Annotated in this window: 21 protein-coding genes; 19 read left to right on the top strand and 2 right to left on the bottom strand. The window is 72.0% G+C overall.

Annotated features, from left to right (window positions below; all coding sequences use genetic code 11):
* The first annotated feature begins 63 nt into the window (after positions 1 to 63).
* The 5 genes from OG782_RS13025 to OG782_RS13005 all read left to right on the top strand — a co-directional run bounded on the left by OG782_RS13025 (position 64) and on the right by OG782_RS13005 (position 4,077).
* Positions 64 to 222, top strand: a complete 159-nt coding sequence (locus OG782_RS13025; protein WP_406459038.1) for a DUF3311 domain-containing protein — start codon at positions 64 to 66, stop codon at positions 220 to 222.
* Positions 219 to 1,721 (top strand): sodium:solute symporter, encoded by a 1,503-nt coding sequence (locus OG782_RS13020; protein ID WP_406450480.1) that lies wholly within the window; start codon positions 219 to 221, stop codon positions 1,719 to 1,721. Before OG782_RS13025 ends, OG782_RS13020 begins: the two co-directional genes overlap by 4 nt.
* Positions 1,722 to 1,835: 114 nt before the next feature.
* Positions 1,836 to 2,171: a DUF6412 domain-containing protein gene (locus OG782_RS13015; protein WP_406450478.1), complete on the top strand. Its 336-nt coding sequence runs from the start codon at positions 1,836 to 1,838 to the stop codon at positions 2,169 to 2,171.
* Positions 2,172 to 2,309: 138 nt separating this feature from the next.
* A complete protein-coding gene (locus OG782_RS13010; RefSeq protein ID WP_406450476.1) occupies positions 2,310 to 3,080 on the top strand; it encodes a YidC/Oxa1 family membrane protein insertase in 771 nt (256 codons plus the stop codon).
* Positions 3,081 to 3,216: 136 nt separating this feature from the next.
* The gene (locus tag OG782_RS13005; RefSeq protein ID WP_406450474.1) at positions 3,217 to 4,077 is read left to right on the top strand and encodes a fumarylacetoacetate hydrolase family protein; all 861 of its coding nucleotides are present in this window, start codon (positions 3,217 to 3,219) and stop codon (positions 4,075 to 4,077) included.
* Positions 4,078 to 4,436: 359 nt separating this feature from the next.
* Here OG782_RS13005 and OG782_RS13000 read toward each other — a convergent pair whose 3' ends face one another.
* Both OG782_RS13000 and OG782_RS12995 read right to left on the bottom strand, forming a co-directional pair.
* Positions 4,437 to 4,916 (bottom strand): heme-degrading domain-containing protein, encoded by a 480-nt coding sequence (locus OG782_RS13000; RefSeq protein ID WP_406450472.1) that lies wholly within the window; start codon positions 4,914 to 4,916, stop codon positions 4,437 to 4,439.
* Positions 4,913 to 6,070: a Gfo/Idh/MocA family oxidoreductase gene (locus tag OG782_RS12995; protein ID WP_406450470.1), complete on the bottom strand. Its 1,158-nt coding sequence runs from the start codon at positions 6,068 to 6,070 to the stop codon at positions 4,913 to 4,915. The genes OG782_RS13000 and OG782_RS12995 overlap by 4 nt, the downstream gene beginning before the upstream one ends.
* 56 nt (positions 6,071 to 6,126) lie before the next feature.
* Between OG782_RS12995 and OG782_RS12990 the strand changes: the two genes are divergently transcribed.
* The 14 genes from OG782_RS12990 to OG782_RS12925 all read left to right on the top strand — a co-directional run bounded on the left by OG782_RS12990 (position 6,127) and on the right by OG782_RS12925 (position 20,838).
* On the top strand, positions 6,127 to 7,308 hold the full coding sequence (locus OG782_RS12990; protein WP_406450468.1) for an ROK family protein: 1,182 nt from the start codon (positions 6,127 to 6,129) through the stop codon (positions 7,306 to 7,308).
* 281 nt (positions 7,309 to 7,589) lie between these two features.
* Positions 7,590 to 8,741, top strand: coding sequence for a hypothetical protein (locus tag OG782_RS12985; RefSeq protein ID WP_406450466.1), 1,152 nt, complete (start codon positions 7,590 to 7,592; stop codon positions 8,739 to 8,741).
* A 105-nt stretch (positions 8,742 to 8,846) separates the two neighbouring features.
* Positions 8,847 to 9,611 (top strand): GntR family transcriptional regulator, encoded by a 765-nt coding sequence (locus tag OG782_RS12980; protein WP_406450464.1) that lies wholly within the window; start codon positions 8,847 to 8,849, stop codon positions 9,609 to 9,611.
* Between the two features lie 167 nt (positions 9,612 to 9,778).
* Positions 9,779 to 10,903, top strand: a complete 1,125-nt coding sequence (locus tag OG782_RS12975; RefSeq protein WP_406450462.1) for a TIGR03364 family FAD-dependent oxidoreductase — start codon at positions 9,779 to 9,781, stop codon at positions 10,901 to 10,903.
* On the top strand, positions 10,900 to 11,607 hold the full coding sequence (locus tag OG782_RS12970) for a phosphonatase-like hydrolase (RefSeq protein ID WP_406450460.1): 708 nt from the start codon (positions 10,900 to 10,902) through the stop codon (positions 11,605 to 11,607). Before OG782_RS12975 ends, OG782_RS12970 begins: the two co-directional genes overlap by 4 nt.
* Positions 11,604 to 12,689 carry an ABC transporter ATP-binding protein gene (locus OG782_RS12965; RefSeq protein WP_406450458.1) on the top strand — a complete coding sequence of 362 codons (1,086 nt, stop codon included), beginning with the start codon at positions 11,604 to 11,606 and terminating at the stop codon, positions 12,687 to 12,689. Before OG782_RS12970 ends, OG782_RS12965 begins: the two co-directional genes overlap by 4 nt.
* 31 nt (positions 12,690 to 12,720) lie before the next feature.
* Positions 12,721 to 13,575, top strand: a complete 855-nt coding sequence (locus tag OG782_RS12960; RefSeq protein ID WP_406459036.1) for a 2-aminoethylphosphonate ABC transporter permease subunit — start codon at positions 12,721 to 12,723, stop codon at positions 13,573 to 13,575.
* Complete coding sequence (locus OG782_RS12955) at positions 13,562 to 14,359, top strand: ABC transporter permease (RefSeq protein WP_406450456.1); 798 nt, start codon at positions 13,562 to 13,564, stop codon at positions 14,357 to 14,359. Before OG782_RS12960 ends, OG782_RS12955 begins: the two co-directional genes overlap by 14 nt.
* A 40-nt stretch (positions 14,360 to 14,399) precedes the next feature.
* Positions 14,400 to 15,461, top strand: coding sequence for a 2-aminoethylphosphonate ABC transporter substrate-binding protein (locus OG782_RS12950; RefSeq protein ID WP_406450454.1), 1,062 nt, complete (start codon positions 14,400 to 14,402; stop codon positions 15,459 to 15,461).
* Between the two features lie 170 nt (positions 15,462 to 15,631).
* On the top strand, positions 15,632 to 17,116 hold the full coding sequence (locus OG782_RS12945; RefSeq protein WP_406459034.1) for an alkaline phosphatase family protein: 1,485 nt from the start codon (positions 15,632 to 15,634) through the stop codon (positions 17,114 to 17,116).
* A 151-nt stretch (positions 17,117 to 17,267) separates the two neighbouring features.
* Entirely contained in the window at positions 17,268 to 18,056 is a 789-nt protein-coding gene (locus tag OG782_RS12940) for an HAD-IIA family hydrolase (protein WP_406450452.1), read from the top strand.
* A 121-nt stretch (positions 18,057 to 18,177) separates the two neighbouring features.
* Complete coding sequence (locus OG782_RS12935) at positions 18,178 to 18,738, top strand: hypothetical protein (protein ID WP_406450450.1); 561 nt, start codon at positions 18,178 to 18,180, stop codon at positions 18,736 to 18,738.
* A gap of 1 nt (position 18,739) precedes the next feature.
* The gene (locus OG782_RS12930) at positions 18,740 to 19,447 is read left to right on the top strand and encodes a class F sortase (protein WP_406450448.1); all 708 of its coding nucleotides are present in this window, start codon (positions 18,740 to 18,742) and stop codon (positions 19,445 to 19,447) included.
* Positions 19,448 to 19,800: 353 nt separating this feature from the next.
* A complete protein-coding gene (locus tag OG782_RS12925; protein WP_406459032.1) occupies positions 19,801 to 20,838 on the top strand; it encodes a glycoside hydrolase family 6 protein in 1,038 nt (345 codons plus the stop codon).
* Positions 20,839 to 20,840 lie beyond the last annotated feature (2 nt).

Raw genomic sequence — 20,840 nt, 5'->3', positions numbered from 1 at the left:
GTTGGGGGAGGGCAGCGTCTAAGGTTCTCTGACGTGCTCAGACGACGTCCGCAGTTGTTGTGGTTGCTGGTTCCCTACGTGCTGTACCTGGGAGCGCTGCCGTTCGTGAACCGGGTCCGTCCCTTGGTGTTCGGGCTGCCCTTCCTCTTCTTCTGGCTGCTCGGGGCGACGGTGCTGACCCCCGTCGCCGTATGGCTGACCCGGCGGGGTGACCGCCGGTGAACGCCGCCGTCGCGACCTCCGTCTTCGGGGTCTTCATGGTCGCCACCGTCGCCCTCGGACTGTTCGCCGTACGCGGCCGGCGCGGGGGAGAGGGCGGCGGGCTCGCCGAATGGTCGGTGGGCGGGCGCAGTCTCGGCACCGTCTTCATCTGGGTGCTGATGGCCGGCGAGGGCTACACCAGCTTCAGCTACCTCGGCGCCGCGGGCTGGGGCTACAACTACGGGGCGCCGGTCCTGTACGTCGTCGCCTACATGTCCTGCGGATACGCCGTCGGCTATGTCGTCGGGCCGATGCTCTGGGCGTACGCGCGCAGGCACGGACTCGTCGGGATCACCGACATGGTGGCCCACCGCTTCGGCCGGCCCTGGCTCGGGGCGCTCGTCGCCGTCCTGGCGACCGTGTTCCTGCTCCCCTACATCCAGCTCCAGATCACCGGCATGGGCGTCGTCGTCTCGACGATCTCCTACGGCGCGATCAGCCTGGACTGGGCCTACTTCATCGCCTTCGCCGTCACCACCGGCTTCGTCGTCGTGAGCGGGCTGCGCGGCTCCGCGTGGGTGTCCGTCCTGAAGGACGTGATGGTGATCGCCACGCTCGGCTTCCTCGCCGTCTACGTACCCATGCACTACTTCGACGGCTACGGGCCCTTCCTCGACCGGCTCGTCACCGAGAAGAGCGAGTGGCTGACCTTCCCCGGGCACGGGGACAGCGGGCTCGGACAGGCCTGGTTCATCACCACCTCCTTCCTCAACTCGCTCACCGTCGTGATCTTCCCGACGACCGTCGCCGGCTACCTCGGCGCCAAGAACGCCGACGTCCTGCGGCGCAACGCCATGTGGCTCCCCGCCTACAACGTGCTGCTCTTCGTCCCCATGCTGCTCGGCATGGCGGCGCTCTTCGTCGTGCCGGGGCTCGTCGGGGCCGAGTCCAACCTGGCGCTCTTCAAGCTGGTCGTGGACTCGCTGCCGGCCTGGTCGGTCGGGATCATCGGCGTCGCCGCCGCCCTGTCCTCCATCGTGCCGATGGCCGTCTTCATGCTGGTCATCGGCACCATGTGGGGCCGCAGCGTGCTCTCGCTCGTACCCCGCTGGGAACAGCGGCAGAAGGGCGCGGCACAGGTCGTCGTGGTGATCGCCGGGAGCCTGGCCCTGCTGCTCACGTACACCGCGCCGAACACCCTCGTACGGCTCTCGCTGATCTCGTACGAAGGGATGGCGCAGCTGCTCCCCATGGTCCTGCTGGGACTGATGTGGCGGCGGCTGACGCTGCTCGGGGCGCTGAGCGGGCTGGCCGTGGGGGTGGGGGTGGTGTGCGGGTTCGTGTTCACGGAGAACGATCCGGTGTGGGGCGTGAACGCGGGCATCGTCGCGCTCGGCGCCAATCTGGCCGTCGCGCTGGCGGTGACGTACGCAGGGCCGCGCGAGACCGACGAGCGGCCGGACGAGGAAGTGCTCGCCCGGGACGAGCTCGAGGACGAGGCGCCGGTTCCGGTGGGGTGAGCAGGCTCATCGTCCGGGCCGGCTGCCCCCGGAAGCCCATCGTGTATAACGGTTAACGGTTGAAGTGCCGCGCGGGACCACGCGGCCGCAGGAGATACGGAAGGGGGAGGAACCATGGACGCACGCCCCGTGAACCGCATGCGCGGTGCCCTCGCCCGGGTCCTGAGGCCCGCCGGACTGCTCCTCTTCTTCCTCACCGAGGTCCTCCTCGCCGAGGGCGGCAGCCTCTCCGCCGCCGTCGCGCTCGCCGCCACCGCGGCCGCCGGGACCGCACTCGTCGCCTGCTCGGTCATCAGCGCCCGCTGCGCCGCCCCGGTGCCCCGCACCCGGGTCCGCACCGCCATGCGCGACCGGGAGAAACGCACCGCGTTCCTGCCCCAGCGGGACCCGGACGCCAAGGGGCGCCGGCGCCCCCGAGCCCCCGGCCGTGCCCTCCTGACGGCCGCGTAGGGCTCCCCTCCTTCCTTTCCGTTTCTTGTACGTGTACGTACGCCGTGAGCGCGTGCGCGTACGAGGGCGCCCCGCGCGGACCGTCATGCCGAAGCCGATCCACTTCCCGGCACGACGAGACCCACGGAGGGCTCATCCATGTCCGCCTTCATGTCCGCATTCGCCAGCCTGGTCGGCGCCTTCGCCGATCTGCTCCACCCGCTGTTCCAGGGCGCGTCCACTGCCGCCGCGATCGTCCTGTTCACCGCGCTCGTACGGCTCGCCGTGCACCCCCTTTCGCGGGCTGCCGCGCGCGGGCAGAAGGCGCAGCGCCGGCTCCAGCCGCAGATCGCCGAACTGCGCAAGAAGCACAAGAAGAACCCCGAGCGGATGCAGAAGGCGCTCATGGAGCTGCACAAGGAGGAGAAGGTCTCGCCGCTCTCCGGCTGCCTGCCGAGCCTGCTGCAGATGCCGGCCTTCTTCCTGCTCTACCACCTCTTCTCCAGCCAGAAGATCGGCAACGAGGCCAACGAACTCCTCGGCCACCAGCTCTTCGGCGCCCCGCTCGGTGAGCGCTGGCGCGACGCGATCGCGGACGGCGGGATGTTCGGGGCGCAGGGGATCGTGTACCTGGGGCTGTTCGCGATCGTCGCCGCCGTCGCCACGTTCAACTACGGGCGGACCAAGCGCCAGATGGCCGCCAACCCCGTCACCCCGGCCACCGGTCCCGACGGACAGCCGGTTCCGGGCATGGGGGCGATGGCCAAGGTGATGCCGTTGATGTCGTTCTTCACGCTCTTCACCGTCGCCTTCGTGCCGCTGGCCGCCGCTCTGTACGTCGTCACGAGCACCACCTGGACCGCGATCGAGCGGGCCTACCTGTACCGCGACATGCCGGCCGCGGGCGCCGCCATGGCCACGGCGGCGTAATCGAGGACGCGAGTGCGCCGGTCCAGTGTGTGAACAGGGTCTTGCGGAGTGATCGGATGTCTTGGAGGATCGGACAAGCCTGCGATGGCCGCAACCCATCCGACGGGCCCGATCTCGACCAAGGGGAGTAAGACCGTTGAAGCTGCTTCGTGTGGGTACGGCAGGCGCGGAACGACCGGCGCTGCTGGACGAGGACGGAACCCTGCGTGACCTGTCGGGGATCGTCTCCGACATCGACAGCGCGCTGCTCGCCGACGAGGACGCGCTCGCCCGGGTGCGGGCCGCCGCGGCCGCGTCCGGGGAGCTGCCCGCGCTCGACGCCGAGGGGCTGCGGGTGGGTCCGCCGCTCGCCCGGATCGGCAAGATCGTGTGCATCGGGCTGAACTACCACGACCACGCCGCGGAGACCGGCGCCGAGATCCCGGGCGAGCCGATCCTCTTCTTCAAGGCGCCGGACACGGTCGTCGGGCCCGAGGACACGGTGCTCGTGCCGCGCGGCAGCGTGAAGACCGACTGGGAGGTCGAGCTCGCGGTCGTCATCGGGCGCACCGCCCGCTACCTGGACTCCGCGGAGGAGGGGCTCGCGCACGTCGCCGGATACGCGGTGGCGCACGACGTCTCCGAGCGCGAGTTCCAGATCGAGCGCGGCGGTACGTGGGACAAGGGCAAGAACTGCGAGACGTTCAACCCGCTCGGCCCCTGGCTGGTGACGGCCGAGGAGGTGGCCGACCCGCAGGCCCTGCCGATGAAGCTCTGGGTCAACGGTGAGCTGAAGCAGGACGGTACGACGGCCGACCAGATCTTCCCGGTCGGCGAGGTCGTGCGCTACCTGAGCCAGTTCATGACGCTCTACCCCGGTGACGTGATCAACACCGGGACGCCGGCGGGTGTGGCGATGGGGCAGCCCGAGCCGAAGCCGTATCTGCGGGCGGGGGATGTCGTGGAGCTCGAGATCTCGGGGCTGGGGCGGCAGCGGCAGGAGCTGAAGGGGGCGTAGGGGGTGCGGGTCCGGTCCCGGGTGCGCCCGGGGGGCCGCTTCGCCCTCAAGCGCCGGACGGGCTGAAAGGGCGTCCTCAATCGCCGGACGGGCTGGAAGCGTCCTCAATCGCCGGACGGGCTTAAAAGATGTCCTCAAGCGCCGGACGGGCTTGATTTTGCCGGGCTCGGCCGATCGTGATGGTGCTGGGGGCGGGCTTGATTTTGTCGGGCCCGTGATGGTGCTGGGGGCGGGCTTGATTTTGTCGGGCTGCGCCGATCGTGATGGTGCTGGGCTGGACGCGTACGGCGCAGGAGTTGGTCGCATAAAGATCGGAGGGGTGGGCGCCGTCAGTGGTGGGCGCCCGCCCCTTCGCTGGTTCAGTCGGCGATCTTTGCCGTGAACTGTTCCAGTGCCTCGACCACCAGTGCGTGGTCCTCCGCCTGGGGCAGCCCCGAGACGGTGACCGAGCCGATGACCCCCGCTCCCTCGACCGCGATCGGGAACGAGCCGCCGTGCGCGGCGTAGCGGTCCGGGTTCAGGCGCGAGGCCTCGTCGAACGTCGTCCCCTTGGCCCGGAACCGGGTCCCGACCAGGTACGAGCTCTCTCCGTACCGTTCGACGACCTTGCGCTTGCGGTCGATCCACGCGTCGTTGTCCGCGCTCGAACCCGGCAGCGCGGCGTGGAACAGCTGCTGGGCCCCGCGCCGGATGTCGATCGCGACCGGTGCGTGCCGTTCCCGGGCCAGGGAGACGAGCAGGCCGCCGAGCGCGTAGGCGTCGTCGTAACCGAAGTGCGGCAGCGTCAGCCGGCGCTCCTGGGCGATCAGCTCGGAGATGGTCGGAGCGGTGGGGTTCATGCGGACTGCTCCTCGGTGCCGTGGGCGGTGACGGGTTCGGGGGCCGTGGGCAGCGTGACGGTGACGCCGTCGCGGGCCGAGCGGCGGGCGGCCTCCAGGACGTCCAGCGCCGCGGCGGCCTGGAGGGCCGTCACCGGATTGTCGCCCTTTCCGCGCAGCGCGTCGGTGACCGCCGCGTAGTACGCGGGGTAGTCGCCCGGCAGCGTACGGACCGGGGTGCCGCCGCCCGTGAGCGGGGACTCGCCCGAGCCGAACCGGCCCCACAGCTCCTCGCCCTCCTCGCCCCACGGCCCGTCCGCCGACGGGCGCGCACCCTCGCGCAGGGCCGCCTCCTGGGGGTCGAGGCCGTACTTCACATAGCCGGCGGTGGAGCCGAGCACCCGGAAACGCGGGCCGAGCTGCGCCGTCGTCGCGCTGACGTACAGGTGCGAGCGGACCCCGCCCGCGTGGGTGATCGCCAGGAAGGTGTCGTCGTCGGCGGCCGCCCCGGGCCGGCGTACGTCCGACTCCGCGTACACCTGGACCGCCGGGCCGAACAGGACCAGCGCCTGGTCGACGACGTGGCTGCCCAGGTCGTACAGCAGTCCGCCGATCTCCTCGGGGTCGCCCGACTCGCGCCAGCCGCCCTTCGGCTGCGGGCGCCAGCGCTCGAAGCGCGACTCGAAGCGCTGCACCTCGCCCAGCTCACCGCCCGCGATCAGCGAGCGCAGGGTGAGGAAGTCGTTGTCCCAGCGGCGGTTCTGGAAGACCGAGAGCAGCAGTCCGCGCTCCTCGGCCAGGGCCGCCAGCTCACGCGCCTCGGCGGCCGTACCCGCGATCGGCTTGTCCACGACCACCGGCAGGCCGGCCTTCAGCGCGGCGGTCGCGATCGGTACATGGGTCTTGTTCGGTGACGCGATCACGATCAGGTCGAGCTCGTCCGCACGCTGCCACAGCTCGTCCGGCGAGGCGGCGAACCGCACCCCGGGGAACTCGGCGCGGGCCTGCGCGCGCCGCTCCTCGTTCGACGTCACGACCGTGTCCAGGACGAGGCCGTCGGTCGCGGCGATCAGCGGGGCGTGGAAGACGGAACCCGCCAGGCCGTAGCCGACGAGTCCGACGCGCAGGGGGGTCCCGGACGGTCCGGAGGTCTCGTGAGTCGCGTGGTCAGTCATGCGTTCCACTTTGGCAACGCTGTTGCCAAAGTGCAAGCGCGGGCGACAATGGGTCCGTGAACAGGACCAATAGCGGCGCCAACCTGCCGGCGCTGCGCAGCCACAACGCGGCGCTCGTGCTGGACCTGCTGAGGGTCGCGGGCGAGCGCGGCATCAGCCGGCTCGAACTCGCCGAGCGGACGGGACTCACCCCGCAGGCCGTCAGCAAGATCACCGCCCGGCTGCGGGCCGAGGGCCTGGCCGCCGGGGCCGGGCGCCGTGCCTCCACGGGCGGCAAGCCCCGGACCGTGCTGCGGCTGGTGCCCGAGGCCGGGCATGCGGTCGGGCTGCACCTGGACCGCGACGAGCTGACCGTGGTGCTCGTCGACCTCGCGGGGGCGGTGGCCGCGAGCCGCACGGCTCCGCTGGACTTCGGCGCGCCGGCGGACGCGGTGATCGGGGCGGCGGCCGCGGCGGTCGCCGCCGTGCGGGGGGACGGCGCGTCGCCGGTGCTCGGGGTGGGGGTCGCCGTGCCGGGGCCGCTCGACCACCGGGGCGGGGTGCTGCACCGCGTCACCGGGTTCCCTCAGTGGGACGGCTACCCGCTCCGGGACGCCTTGGCCGCGCGGACCGGGCTGCCCGTCGTCATCGACAAGGACACCAACGCCGCCGCGCTCCGGCTGGCCCTCCAGGCGTCGGGCCCCGCCGACTTCGCCTACCTCCACCTCGGCAGCGGCCTCGGTGCGGGGCTGGTGCTCGGCGGATCGCTGCACCGTGGCGCCCGCACCGGAGCCGGGGAGTTCGGCCACCAGACCGTCCAGCTGGACGGGATCGAGTGCGGCTGCGGCGGGCGGGGCTGCGTCGAGGCGCTCTGCCTGGCCGCCGTCGGCCGGGGCGACGTCGCCGAGGCCGCACGGGTGCTCGGCACCGGCGCCGCCAACCTGGTCGGGCTCCTCGACATCGACCGGGTGGTGCTGGGCGGACGTACCGTCGCCGCCGACCCCGACGCGTATGTACGAGGGGTACGCGCCGTGCTCGACGACCGGGCCCGGCGTGACGGCATGGGCCGGATGCCGGTCCCCGTCACCACCGACGGGGGAGGGGACCGGCCCGTCGCCGAAGGAGCGGCCCAGCTGGTCCTCGCCCCGCTGTTCGGCCGCGTCGGCGACGCGGATGCCGGGGCGGATGCCTGGATGGATGCCCGAGTGGACGCCCGAGTGGATGCCTGGCCCGACGCGGAGGCGGACGCGGACGCATAGGCGGACGCGTAGGTGGACCCGGACGCCGCCCCGGACGCCGCCCCGGACCCGCACCCGCCCCCGGACCCGCCCCCGGACGCCGGCCCGCGCCCTGCCCCCGCCCCCCGCCGTCAGCGGGGAACTGGGCTGATCGAGGGGTTCCGGGTGGCCTGCCGGGCGGCCGCCGGTATGTCGGCGGCGGTCGGTGAGGGTGCGTGTGGGAATGTCGCGGTCCATACCGGTGAACTCCGGGCCCGGGGCGAGCCGAACCGTTTCCGCAAGCAGGGAAGGCTGCCCCCCTCATGCCCCCCACACCGCCCCCCGCCGCTCCGCCGCCCGACCGTCCCCCGTCCTCGCCCCCGGCCGCCCGGCCCCGGCACGGCCTCGCGCTCGGGCTCGCCGCGGCGAGCGTGGTGCCCGCCGTCGTGCTCGGCGGTCCCGCGACCGCGTCCGCCGCCCCTCAGCGCAATCCGGCCGCCAGCCCCGCCATGGACCTGACCCCGGCCGCGTCCGTGGCGGGCGCCGTCACCGCCGACCAGCAGCCCGCCTGCGGCGACCCGGCGGCAGCCGACTTCCCGATCGACACCCGTATCCACGGCGGTCCCGACACCTACGCCTCCGGCGGCGGCTACGGCACCTGGTTCCTGGACCTGACGAACACCACCGCGCAGTCCTGCCGGGCCATCCACCCCGTCCTGGTCCTCACCGACGAGGACCGCATGCTGACCTCGGACCAGATCCAGCTGGAGTTCTCCGAGCGCACGCACCCCGGTGTCGAGCACCGCGTCACCTGGGAGACGACCGACCGGGACGAGCACATCGGTGTCTTCGGGGGCGACGGCGACGACTCCTTCGGCGGTTTCACCGTGCCCGCCGGGCACACCGTCACCGTCCAGGTCCGGCTGGCGTTCACCTCCGACACCAGCCCCGGCCGGATCACCGCGAACGCCGCGATCGTCCAGCGGCAGGGTGCGCAGAGCGGCAAGGGCGCCGCGACGGGAAACGGCGACGGGGAGTGGGTCGGCGAGTCCGAGGACTACCCGTTCACCGTGGTCGAGGACGACGGAAGCGGGGACGGGACGGACAGCGGCGGGACCGGCGAGACCGGCGAGGTGGGCGGGGACCGCGAGAGCGTGGGCGGGACCGGCAAGGAGAAGGAGGGCGACGGCCTTCCCGGCCGCATCCCCGGTAGCACCGAACCCGGCAGGACCGAACCCGGCAGGACCGAATCCGGCAGGACCGAACCCGGCAGGACCGAATCCGGCTCGGGCACCGGCACCACGCGCACCCCGCGCCCGGTCGCGCCCGGCCGTGACCCGGCCGGGATCCCGGAACTCGCCAGCACCGGGATCTCCGTACCGGTCCCGCTGCCCGCACTCACCGTTTCCGGCCTCCTGATCGGCGGCGGTGCCGTGGTGATCGCCGCCCGCCGGACGCGCCGCGCCCTTCGCTGAACCCGGCCACCCAGGGCCGCTCGCCGGCCCGGCCGCCCCGCCGACTTCCGGCCGTTGCACGCCCGACGTCCACAGCTGTTCATGTCCGTCTGCCACCATCGGGCCGTGGACTCCCCGTACGACCAGACTCCTGGCGCTCCGATCCGCTCCGGCATCCCGGAGCACGGCCGCATTCCCAAGTACTACGCGGTCAAGGCCCATGTCTCCGTGCTCATCGACGAGTTGGGCGAGGGCGGCATGCTGCCGCCGGAGCGGGACCTCGCCGTGCGCTACGAGGTGTCGCGCGAGACCGTGCGCCAGGCCCTGCGCGATCTCCTCCTGGAGGGGCGGCTGGCCCGGCAGGGCCGCGGCACGGTGGTCGCGGGCCCCAAGCTGGAGCAGCCGCTCTCCCTCGCGAGCTACACGGAGGGCGTACGCCGCCAGGGCCGCACCCCCGGCCGCCGGCTGATCGGCCTCGAGCAGTTCCCCTGCCCCGCGGCGCTCGCCGCCGACATCGGGGCGGAGCGCGGGGAGCCGGTCTGGCACCTGGAGCGGGTGCTGCTCGCCGACGACGACCGGGTCGGGCTGGAGAGCACGTACGTCAGTGTCGCCCGGGTCCCGGACCTGGAGGAGAAGTTCGACCCCGACTCGTCGTTCTACGCCTATCTCCACGACCGGCTCGGGATCTCCTTCGGCGATGCGGACGAGCGGATCGAGACCGTGCTCGCCACACCGCGTGAGGCGCTGCTCATCGGCACCTCGCCCGCGCTGCCCATGCTGCTGATCCACCGGATCTCGCGGGACGCGGGCGGTCAGCCCCTGGAGCGCGTACGGACCCTGTTCCGCGGCGACCGGTTCTCCTTCACCGCCCATCTGAGCGGACGCGGCTGAGCGGTCCTGCGGGGCCCTCGCGTCCGCAGCCGGCGGTCCGCGGGAGCCATACCGACCCACGACGATAACGAGAATGTAACGGGTCTAGTCCAAGCTTGGGGCCCAGTTCACCCTCCCGTTGCCGTACCGATCCGTACGGGCCATCCGCCCCCAGGAGCGTAGCCGTCGTGAGAGTCATCGTCGTAGGAGCCGGCGTGGTGGGAACCATGCACGCCTGGCACGCAGTGAACCGCGGCCACGAGGTCGTACAGATCGAGCGCGAGAGCGAGGCGCGCGGAGCATCCCTCCGCAATTTCGGACAGATATGGGTCAGCGGCCGGGCCGGCGGCGAGGAGCTGGAGACCGCGCTGCGCGCCCGTGAGCTGTGGGAGTCCATCGGCGAGCGGGTGCCGGACCTGGGCTTCCGGGCCTGCGGCTCGCTCACCCCGGTGCGCACCGCGCACGAGATCGCCGTCGCCGAGGCGGCCGTCGCCCGGCCCGACGCGGCGGCCCGCGGCTACAAGCTGCTCACCGCGGACGAGGCGCGCGCCGTCAACCCGGCGCTGCGCGGCGACTTCGCAGCCGCCCTGTGGTGCGAGCGGGACGCGGCCGTCGAACCGCGCACCGCCCAGCTCGCCCTGAAGCGGGAGCTGCTGGCCTCCGGCCGGTACACCTACCTCGGCGGCCGCGAGGTGCGGGAGGTCGTCGGTACCGCATCCGTCCGCGACGACCACGGCGACGTGCACACCGGCGACGCCGTCGTCCTCGCCACCGGCGCCTGGCTCGGCGGCCTGGTCCGCGAACTGGCGGGTCCGGATCTTCCCGTGCGGCGGGTCCGCCTCCAGATGATGCAGACCGACCCGCTCGGCGAGGTGCTCACCACATCCGTCGCCGACGCCGACAGCTTCCGCTACTACCCGGCCTACCGCGGCGAGGCGCTCGACGCGCTCAACGCCGGACAGGCCCAGGCCCCCACCGCCGCCGAACACCGGATGCAGCTCCTGATGGTGCAGCGCCGCGACGGCGGACTGACCATCGGCGACACCCACGAGTACGAGCATCCCTTCTCCTTCGACACCGTCGAGGAGCCGTACGAGCACCTCACCGGCGTCGTCGAGTCCTTCCTCGGCCGCCCGCTGCCGCGCATCCGCCACCGCTGGGCCGGGGTCTACGCCCAGTGCACCGACACCACCCGCGTCGTCCACCGCCAGCAGGTGCGTGACGGCGTCTGGCTGGTCACGGGACCCGGCGGACGCGGCATGACGTGCTCGCCCGCCATCGCCGAAACAACTGCCAACGAACTGGGCTGGTGAAGAAGTTGACCACGAACAACACCCACAACCTGATCGTCCTCGACATGGCCGGAACCACCGTCTCCGACGGCGGCCTCGTCGAGCAGGCCTTCTCCGCCGCCGCCGAGAGCCTCGGCGTGCGGCCCGGCTCCGCCGACCACGCCGAGAAGCTCGAGTACGTGCGCGCCACCATGGGCGAGTCCAAGATCACCGTCTTCCGCCACCTGTTCGGCGAGGAGACCCTGGCCCAGCAGGCCAACACCGCCTTCGAGGAGGCGTACGGGAAGCTGGTCGACGGCGGCCGCATCGCCCCGGTCCCCGGCGCCCGCGAAGCCATCGAGCAGCTCAGGGGCGAGGGCCGGACCGTGGTCCTGTCCACCGGCTTCGCCCGCACCACCCAGGACGCGATCCTCGCCGCACTCGGCTGGCAGGACCTGGTCGAGCTGACGCTGTGCCCCGCCGACGCGGGCGGCCGCGGCCGCCCCTACCCGGACATGGTCCTCGCCGCCCTGCTGCGCACCGGCGCCGTGGACGACGTGCGCCGGACCGTGGTCGCGGGGGACACCTCGTACGACATGCTCAGCGGCGTACGCTCCGGGGCCGGGATCGTCGCCGGTGTCCTGACCGGCGCCCACGACAAGGACAAGCTCACCCGGAGCGGAGCCACCCACGTCCTCGGCTCCGTCGCCGAACTCCCCGGCCTCATCGCACGGGCCGAGGCATGACGGGCGGCGCCGGAGCCGTCCGCAGCGGCATCAGGTTCGACGGGGTCAGCGTCGCGTACGGCGGCAACGTCGTCCTCGACCGGCTCGACCTCACCGTCGAACCCGGCGAGGTCATGGCCCTGCTCGGGCCGTCCGGATCCGGCAAGACGACCGCCCTGCGCGCCGTCGCCGGATTCGTCCGGCCCGCCTCCGGGCGGGTGTACATCGGCGACCGCGACGTCACCGCCCTGCCGCCGCACAAGCGCGGCATCGGCATGGTCGTCCAGCAGTACGCCCTCTTCCCGCACCTGCGGGTCCAGGACAACGTCGCCTTCGGCCTCAAGGCCCAGAAGGCCGACAGGTCCGAGATCCCGGCGCGGGTCGCCGAGGCGCTCGAACTCGTCGGCATGGCCGCGTACGCCCGGCGCCACCCCCGCGAACTCTCCGGCGGCCAGCAGCAGCGCGTCGCCATCGCCCGCGCGCTGGCCATCCGCCCCGGCGTGCTCCTGCTCGACGAACCGCTCTCCGCGCTCGACGCCCAGCTGCGCTCCGGAATGCTCACCGAACTGGCCCGGCTGCACCGCGAACTGCCGGACGTCTCGATCCTGTACGTCACCCACGACCAGGTCGAGGCACTGACCCTCGCCGACCGGATCGCCGTCATGGACAAGGCCCGGCTCCAGGACTGCGGCACCCCGCAGGAGCTGTACCGGCGCCCCCGTACGGAGTTCACCGCCTCGTTCGTCGGCAACGCGAACCTGCTCCCGGTCACCGTCGCCGAAGCCGCCGACACCGTCGACTTCGCCGGGCACGCGCTCGCCGTACCGACCGGCGAAGTGGCCGGCGGCGTCACCGCCACCCTCTGCGTCCGGCCGCACCTGGTCGGGCTCGGCGACGGGCCCAACGCCCTGACCGGCACCATCGCCGAGGTCCAGTGGCGCGGCTCCACCCACCGGCTCTACGTCGACGTCGACGGGCACCGCATCAAGGCGGACCTGCGCGAACTGCGCGAGACGCCCGCGCTGGGGGACAAGGCGACGCTGCACTTCGCGGCGGACGACGCGGTGCTGCTGCCCGCGGGGGCGGGGGTGTCCCGTGGCTAGCGTGCTCACCGGCGAAGTCCGCCCGGCCACCGTGTCCGCCGGCGGCTCCACCCGCGAACGCCGGACGGGGTGGAAGGGGCCCGCCTGGGCGCTGCCGCCCGTGGCCGTGCTCGCCGTCGTCTTCCTCTACCCGCTCCTCCTCGTCGTCCAGCAGTCCTTCAGCCCCGACGAGGGCGGCACCTCGCTCGCGCCGTACACCGAGGTCTTCGCCTCCGCGTCCTTCAGGTCGGCGCTCACCACCACCGTGTGGCTCGCGGCCGGTTCGACGGTGGGATGTCTCGTCCTCGGCTTCGCCCTCGCGATGGTCATCGCCTTCGTGCCGTTCCCCGGCGCCAGGGCCGTCGCCCGGTTCGTCGACGTCTTCCTCTCCTTCCCGTCCTTCCTGATCACGCTCGCCCTGCTGTTCATCTACGGCAACGCCGGGATGGCCAACGGCGCCTGGACCGGCGTCACCGGGGCGGCGGACGGGCCCTTCCACTTCCTCACCACACCGTGGGGCGTACTCCTCGCCGAGATCACGTACTTCACCCCGTTCGTGATGCGCCCCCTGCTCGCCGCCTTCTCCCAGCTGGACACCGCACAGCTGGAGGTGGCGTCCTCACTCGGCGCCGGACCGGCCCGGATCGTGCGGCAGGTGATCCTCCCCGAGGCGCTGCCCGCGCTCCTCGCGGGCGGCAGCCTCGTCCTCGTGATGTGCCTCAACGAGTTCGGCATCGTGCTCTTCACCGGCGCGAAAGGGGTCACCACCCTGCCGATGCTCGTCTACAGCAAGGCGATCCTGGAGTCCGACTACCCGGCCGCCTGTGTCGTGGCCGTCGTCAACATCGCGATCTCCGTCGGTCTCTACAGCCTGTACCGGGCGGTGAGCCGCCGTGCTGGTGCATAGCCGTACCGGGAAGTGGACCGTCTGGGCCCTCTTCCTCCTCCTCTTCGTCCCGCTGTTCGCGGTGCCGCTCCTGGTCGTCCTCGCCGCCTCGTTCTCCACCAACTGGTCCGGCGCCTTCCCCTCCGGACCCACCCTCGCGCACTACGACGCGGCCACCGGCGGCGACTCCCTCCAGGCCCTCACCACCAGCCTGGTCACCGCCGTCACCGCAAGCCTGGCCGCCCTGGTCATCGGCTCCTGGGCCGCGCTCGCAGCCGCCTCGCTCGGCCGGCGCGGCAAGCGGTTCCTGGACGCCCTGTTCATGCTGCCGGTCGCCGTGCCGTCCGTCGTCGTCGGCCTCGCCGTGCTCGTCGCGTTCAGCCAACCGCCGGTGCTGCTCAACGGGACGCGCTGGATCGTGATCCTCGCGCACACCGTTCTTGTCACGGCGTTCGCCTATACGTCGGTTTCGGCCGCTACCGTACGTCTCGACCCGATGTACGAGCAGGCCGCCGCCGGTCTCGGCGCCCGGCCCGCGTACGTGCTGTGGCGCGTCAAGCTGCCACTCCTGCTGCCGTCGCTCACCGCGGCAGCGGGGCTCTGCTTCGCCCTGTCCATGGGCGAGTTGAGCGCCACGATGATGCTCTACCCGCCGGACTGGACGCCCCTGCCGGTGCAGATCTTCGCGGCCACCGACCGCGGCTCGCTCTTCACCGGGGCCGCCGTCGCCGTGGTCCTGATGGCGGCGACGCTGCTCGTGCTGTTCGCGGTCTCCCGCATCCGCACCAGGGCCTCCTACCGCTGACATCCCGTAACGCCACGTCTTTCCAGGAGATACGACAGCCATGCGCAAGAACCACCTCAGGCCCATAGCCGCCGTCACCGGCGCGCTCGCCCTCGCCGCCACCCTCTCCGCCTGCGGCGGCTCCTCGGCCGCGTCCGACGAGAAGGTCGTCACCGTCTACAGCGCCGACGGCCTCAAGGGCGAGAACGGCGACGGCTGGTACGACAAGGTCTTCAAGGACTTCGAGAAGAAGACCGGCATCAAGGTCGAGTACGTGGAGGGCGGCTCCGGCGAGATGGTGCAGCGCGCCGTCCGCGAGAAGTCCAACACCCAGGCCGATGTGCTCGTCACCCTCCCGCCGTTCATCCAGCAGGCCGACTCCAAGGGCCTCCTCCAGGCGTACGAACCGGCCGGCTCCGACCAGGTGGACAGCGCCGACAAGGCGTCCGACGGGAAGTGGACCTCGGTCGTCAACAACTACTTCGGCTTCATCTACAACAAGAAGGAGCTGACGACTCCGCCCGCCACCTGGGAGGAGCTCCTCGGCGGGAAGTACGACGAGAAGGTCCAGTACTCCACCCCGGGCATCGCCGGTGACGGTACGGCCGTGCTCATCAAGGCCATGCACGACTTCGGCGGCAAGGAGCCGGCGATGGCCTACCTGAAGAAGCTCCAGTCCAACAACGTCGGCCCGTCCGCCTCCACCGGCAAGCTCGCCCCCAAGGTCGACAAGGGTGAACTCCTCGCCGCCAACGGCGATGTCCAGATGAACTACGCCCAGTCCAAGGACATGCCGAACCTCGGCATCTGGTTCCCCGCGAAGGCCGGCGGCAAGCCCACCACCTTCGCGCTGCCGTACGCCGCCGGGCTGGTCACCAAGGCCCCGCACAGCGCCAACGGCAAGAAGCTCCTCGACTTCATGCTCGCCGAGCAGGCCCAGAAGGACGTCAGCGCGGTCGGCGGCGGCTTCTCCGCCCGCAAGGACATCGAGGCTTCCGACGCCAACGCCACGGCCCTGACGAAGCTGATGGACGGGGTCGAGGTCTTCGAGCCGGACTGGTCGGACATCGGGACCAACCTCGACACGTACGTGGACGCCTGGAAGTCGGCGACCGGCAGCTGACCGTCGCCGGACGACTTGTTGCAGGGGGCTGGACCTCCGATGGATCATCGCGAAAAGATAACGGGTCTAGTCCCGCGCTCAACTCCCGCGCGATCAGAAGGGTTTTGAGCGCATTCCCCGTGTGTTCATGTGTCCCCACCACTCCGACGGAGAATCTCGTGACCTCAGGCATGTCCCGCCGCGCTCTCCTCATGGGCGCGGCCGCCCTCGCCGCCGCAGGACCGCTCGCCGCCGCCACGGCCGCCCGCGCCGCCGCCCGTACGCCCAAGGTCCTGGTCATCGGGCTGGACGGCACTCTGCTGAAAAGGATCAAGGACGCGGACGCACCTCACCTCGACGCACTGATGTCGGCCGGACTCACCTCGGTCAGCCCGCTCTACGCCGATCCGATGGCACCCACCCTGTCCGGTCCGGGCTGGTCCACGATCATCACCGGCGTCTGGCCCGACAAGCACCACGTCAAGGACAACGCCTTCACCGGCAACGCCTTCGCGCAGTACCCCGACTTCCTCACCCGGATCGAGACGGCGAAGCCCTCGCTCTCGACGTACGCCGTCGCCTCCTGGGGCCCGGTCACCGACACGATCTTCTCCGCGAAGGTCGACACCCGGGTCTCCACGCCGGAGGCCGAGTACGACACCGGCACCACCAGCAGGGCCGTCGCCGAGCTGGCCGGCGGCAACCGCGACGCGGTCTTCGTCCACCTCGACAACGTCGACCACGCGGGGCACAGCTACGGCGCCGCGAGCAGCCAGTACCTGGACGCCATCCACGGCGTCGACACCCAGGTCGGCCAGCTGGTGGCGGCGGTACGGGGCCGGTCCACGTACGGCTCCGAGGACTGGCTCATCATGGTCACCGCCGACCACGGGCACACCGACGCGGGCGGCCACGGCGGCTCGAGCGCGGCCGAGCGGCAGACCTTCCTCATCGCGAGCGGCGCCGGCATCACCGCGGGCTCGACCCGGTACGACATCAAGATGCCGGACGTCGCGGCCTCCGCCCTCGCCCACCTGGGCATAGCCGTGAACCCGGCCTGGGGTCTCGACGGCCGGCCGCTCCAGCAGCCCACCCCCGACGCCTTCGACGCCCTGCGGCCGCAGCTTCAGACCAGGGTCGACGAGACGGGCACCGACGGCGCGGTCCTCGGCTTCACCCACACCCCGCCCGCCGGATGGACCGTCGACAACAGCGCGATGGGCACCGCCGGCGTCACCGAATGGCGCGGCTGGACCTTCACCACGGATGAGTTCTGGACCTCGGCCGAGCGCGGCCAGTGGCGCGAGACCAATGTCCGGGCGCGGAACGTCTTCGCGGTCGCCGACGGCGACGAGTGGGTCGACAAGGACTACACGGGCACCTTCGACTCCACCCTGATCAGCCCCGCCTGGCCGGTCCGGGGCGGTCGCACCGCCACCCTCGCCTACACCAGCCACTACCGTCAGGAGGACCCGCAGAAGGGCGAGGTCCTGGTCTCCTACGACGGCGCCGCGCCCGTCACGGTCAAGACGTACACCGCGGACTCCGTCTCGAAGGCCGAATCGCTCAGCCTCAAGGTCCCGGCCGGAGTGACCACCGCCCAGGTCCGGTTCCGGTACACGGGGGGCAACAACTGGTTCTGGGCCGTCGACGGTGTGCGGCTCACGTCCGGCTGATCAGGAGCCGCGATCAGGAGCCGTGACCGGGCAGCGGTGATCTGCCAGTACCTCCTGGTCGAACGGACAGCCTAAAATCGGGGATGTCGGCGCTGCACAACGCGGTGCCGCCGGCGTCCCCGCACTTGGCGTACGGCAACTGGAGTTCCACATGGCAGAGCGCAAGCCGATCTCGTCCTGGCTCACCGACATGGACGGAGTCCTCATCCACGAGGGGACGCCGATCCCCGGCGCGGATGCCTTCATCAAGCGGCTGCGGGATTCCGGGCTGCCCTTCCTGGTCCTGACGAACAACTCGATCTACACCGCGCGTGACCTGCACGCCCGGCTGCAGCGCATGGGCCTCGACGTGCCCGTCGAGAACATCTGGACCTCCGCGCTGGCCACCGCCCAGTTCCTGGACGACCAGCGGCCCGGCGGCACGGCGTACGTCATCGGCGAGGCCGGACTCACCACCGCGCTGCACGACATCGGCTACGTCCTGACCGACCACGAGCCCGACTACGTCGTCCTCGGCGAGACGCGTACGTACTCGTTCGAGGCGCTCACCAAGGCGATCCGGCTGATCAACGGCGGGGCCCGCTTCATCTGCACCAACCCCGACGAGACCGGCCCGTCCGCCGAGGGCCCGCTGCCCGCCACCGGTTCCGTCGCCGCCCTGATCACCAAGGCGACCGGCAAGGCCCCGTACTTCGCGGGCAAGCCCAACCCGCTGATGATGCGCACCGGGCTCAACGCGATCGGCGCCCACTCCGAGTCCAGCGCCATGATCGGCGACCGGATGGACACCGATGTGCTGGCCGGCCTGGAGGCGGGCATGCAGACGTTCCTGGTGCTCACCGGGCTCACCACGGTGGCGGACATCGACAAGTACCCGTTCCGGCCGTCCACCGTCGTCGACTCCATCGCCGACCTGGTCGAGCTCATCGACGTGAGCTGACGCCGCACCCGGGGGCGGCGGCCCGTACGGCCGCTGCCCCCACACTCCACCGGCCCAGTGCCCGGCCCCTGCGGATGCGGAAAGCCGGTGGCCGCGTGAACCTGCCATAAGGAGGTTCACGATGCGTTCAATACCCCTCACGTTCTGTGCGGTCGCGGTGGCCGCGGCGACCCTGATGCCCGCTTCCGCAGCACTGGCCAATTCCGACTCGGACCACGAGGACTCGAGGTCCCGGGCGACCCTCTCGGTCTCCCCGTCCTCCATTGCCCCGGGCGGTGAGGTCGACCTGGAGGTCGACGGCTGCAAGGGCAAGGAGGCCAAGGGGAACTCCGATGCATTCGTCTCCGAGGCGCGCTTCTCGCCCGGTGACGACAGGACGCTCTTCGCCGAGGCCCGGATCCGCTCGGATGCCGAGCCCGGCGACTACGACGTCCAGGTGGTCTGCAAGGACGACAAGCACACCAAGGTGTCCGCCGTCCTCACCGTCATCCACCGCGACCGGCCCATGCCCGTCGCCCCGGTCCGGGCGGGCGGCGGAGGCACCGCCGTACTCGCGGGCCAGGCCGCCCAGCAGGACGGCCCCGGCACCGTCCACGCGGTGATCGGCCTCGCCCTGGCCGCCGTCGCGGCCGTCGCCGTGGCGTTCCGCAGCGCGCGCCGCCGCCGCCCGGCCGCCGACTGACATGTCCGCCTCGGACCAGCCGTCGGGGCACGGCAGGCTGCTCACCGGAGTGGCCTGGGCCGTCATCCTGCTGGGCCTGTGGCTCTGGGGCCGCGGGATCACCGACGGCGGCGGCATCGGCTCCGCCCCGACCACCGGCGACGTCGCCGCGGTCGGGCGCCCGCTCGGCGTACCACTGCCCCCGGCGCACGACCCGATCGAGGGTGTGCGGCCGCAGAGCGTCGACATCCCGTCGATCGGGATCCGGGCCCCCGTCGTCCCGCGGGGCCTGGACGGGGACGGGGCCATCGAGCCGCCGTCCTTCGACACGCCCCAGACGGTCGGCTGGTACGGCAGCGGCACCCGGCCGGGCGCCAAGGGTCCGGCCCTGTTCGTCGGACACGTCGACACCGAGACCAAGCCCGCCGTCTTCTACGGACTCTCGGCGGCCCGCCCCGGCGCCAAGGTCGATGTGACCCGCACCGACGGCACCGTCGCCGAATTCACCATCGACGACGTCCAGGTCTTCACCCGCGAACGGTTCGACGCCCAGAAGGCGTACGGCCCCCGCAAGGACGGCCGGGCGGAGCTCCGGCTGATCACCTGCGGCGGTACGTACGACAAGGCGTCGCACTCGTACACCGCGAACGTGGTCGTCTCCGCCTATCTGACCGGCGAGAAGGCCACGGCGGACAAGAGCGGGAAGGCGGGCGCGCAGGGAACCGGCTGAGCCCGGTGGTACCCGGCCCGGCCGGCCGCCCGGTTCACCGGGGGCCGGCCGGGCCGGTCCTCGACCGCGGGGCGCGGGCCGCGGGAGTGGCCCGGCCCGGGCACGGGAGGTCGGTGGCGTCCGGGTCCGCCGCACGCCCCACTCTAGGGCGGCGAACTCCCCACGCCCATGCACTTTCTGACGGTACGTCGATTACCGGTCACCCTCCGCAGGCGGCGAAGCCGGGCAGAGTGTGGTGAACCCGCCGTAACGGCTCACCGACGATGCCGTGAGGGGCCGGGCCGCTCACGGGCCCTGTGCCAGGATGGACGGCGATGCGACAGTGCACCGCCGTCGCACCCGAGGGGGAGTGGATGTACGGCAGCAACAACGGCCGGTTCGGCATGCGGGGAGCGCTCGCGGTCGGCGCCGCACTGCTGCTCGCGGGATGTTCCTCCTCCGGCGACGGAGGTGACGGCGACGGTGGTGAGGGCGGCGGCGGGAATCCCGCTGCCATCGGCCAGCGGCCCGGGGGCAGCGATCCGTACTGGGTCAACCCCGACGGGAACGCCGCCCGCCAGGTCGCCCGGTACGCCGAGGACGGCGACGGGAAGAACGCCGCGCTGATCCGCCGGATCGCGGAGCAGCCGGCCGGTCAGTGGATCGGCCCGGACAGCCCCGAGGCCGAGGCGAAGGGCTTCACCGAGGCGGCCGAGAAGGCCGGCCGGGAGGCGGTGCTGGTCCTCTACAACATCCCGCACCGCGACTGCGGACAGTTCTCCAAGGGCGGCGCCGCCGACGGCGACGCGTACCGCGCCTGGCTGGACGGTGTCGCCAAGGGCATCGGCGACCGCGGCGCCACGGTGATCCTGGAGCCGGACGCGGTGCTGCACCTGGTCGACGGATGCACCCCGCAGGAGTTCCACGAGGAGCGCTACGACCTGCTCAAGGGTGCGGTGGAGCGGCTCAAGCGGCAGCCGGACACCCATGTCTACCTGGACGCGGGCAACGCCGGCTGGCACACCCCGGACGCGCTCTTCCAGCCCCTGGAGCAGGCGGGCATCGGCGCCGCCGACGGGTTCGCGGTCAATGTCTCCAACTTCCAGACGACCGAGGTCAGCAAGGAATTCGGCAGGCAGTTGTCGGCGAAGGTCGGCGACAAGCCGTTCGTGATCGACACCAGCCGCAACGGCAACGGCCCGTACACCGCCGGCGCCCCCGAGGAGAACTGGTGCAACCCGCCGGGACGGGCCCTCGGCGCGACGCCGACGACGTCCACGGGCGACGAACTGGTCGACGCCTACCTCTGGATCAAGCGCCCGGGCGAATCCGACGGCGACTGCCGGGGCGGTCCGAAGGCGGGCGCGTGGTGGCCCGAGTACGCGCTGGGCCTGGCCCGCGGCACCGGATAGGA

Origin of the sequence: Streptomyces sp. NBC_00876, from assembly GCF_045207435.1 — a bacterium.
In the GTDB taxonomy this organism is placed as follows: Bacteria; Actinomycetota; Actinomycetes; order Streptomycetales; family Streptomycetaceae; genus Streptomyces.
This window is presented reverse-complemented; position numbering and strand designations above follow the sequence as displayed.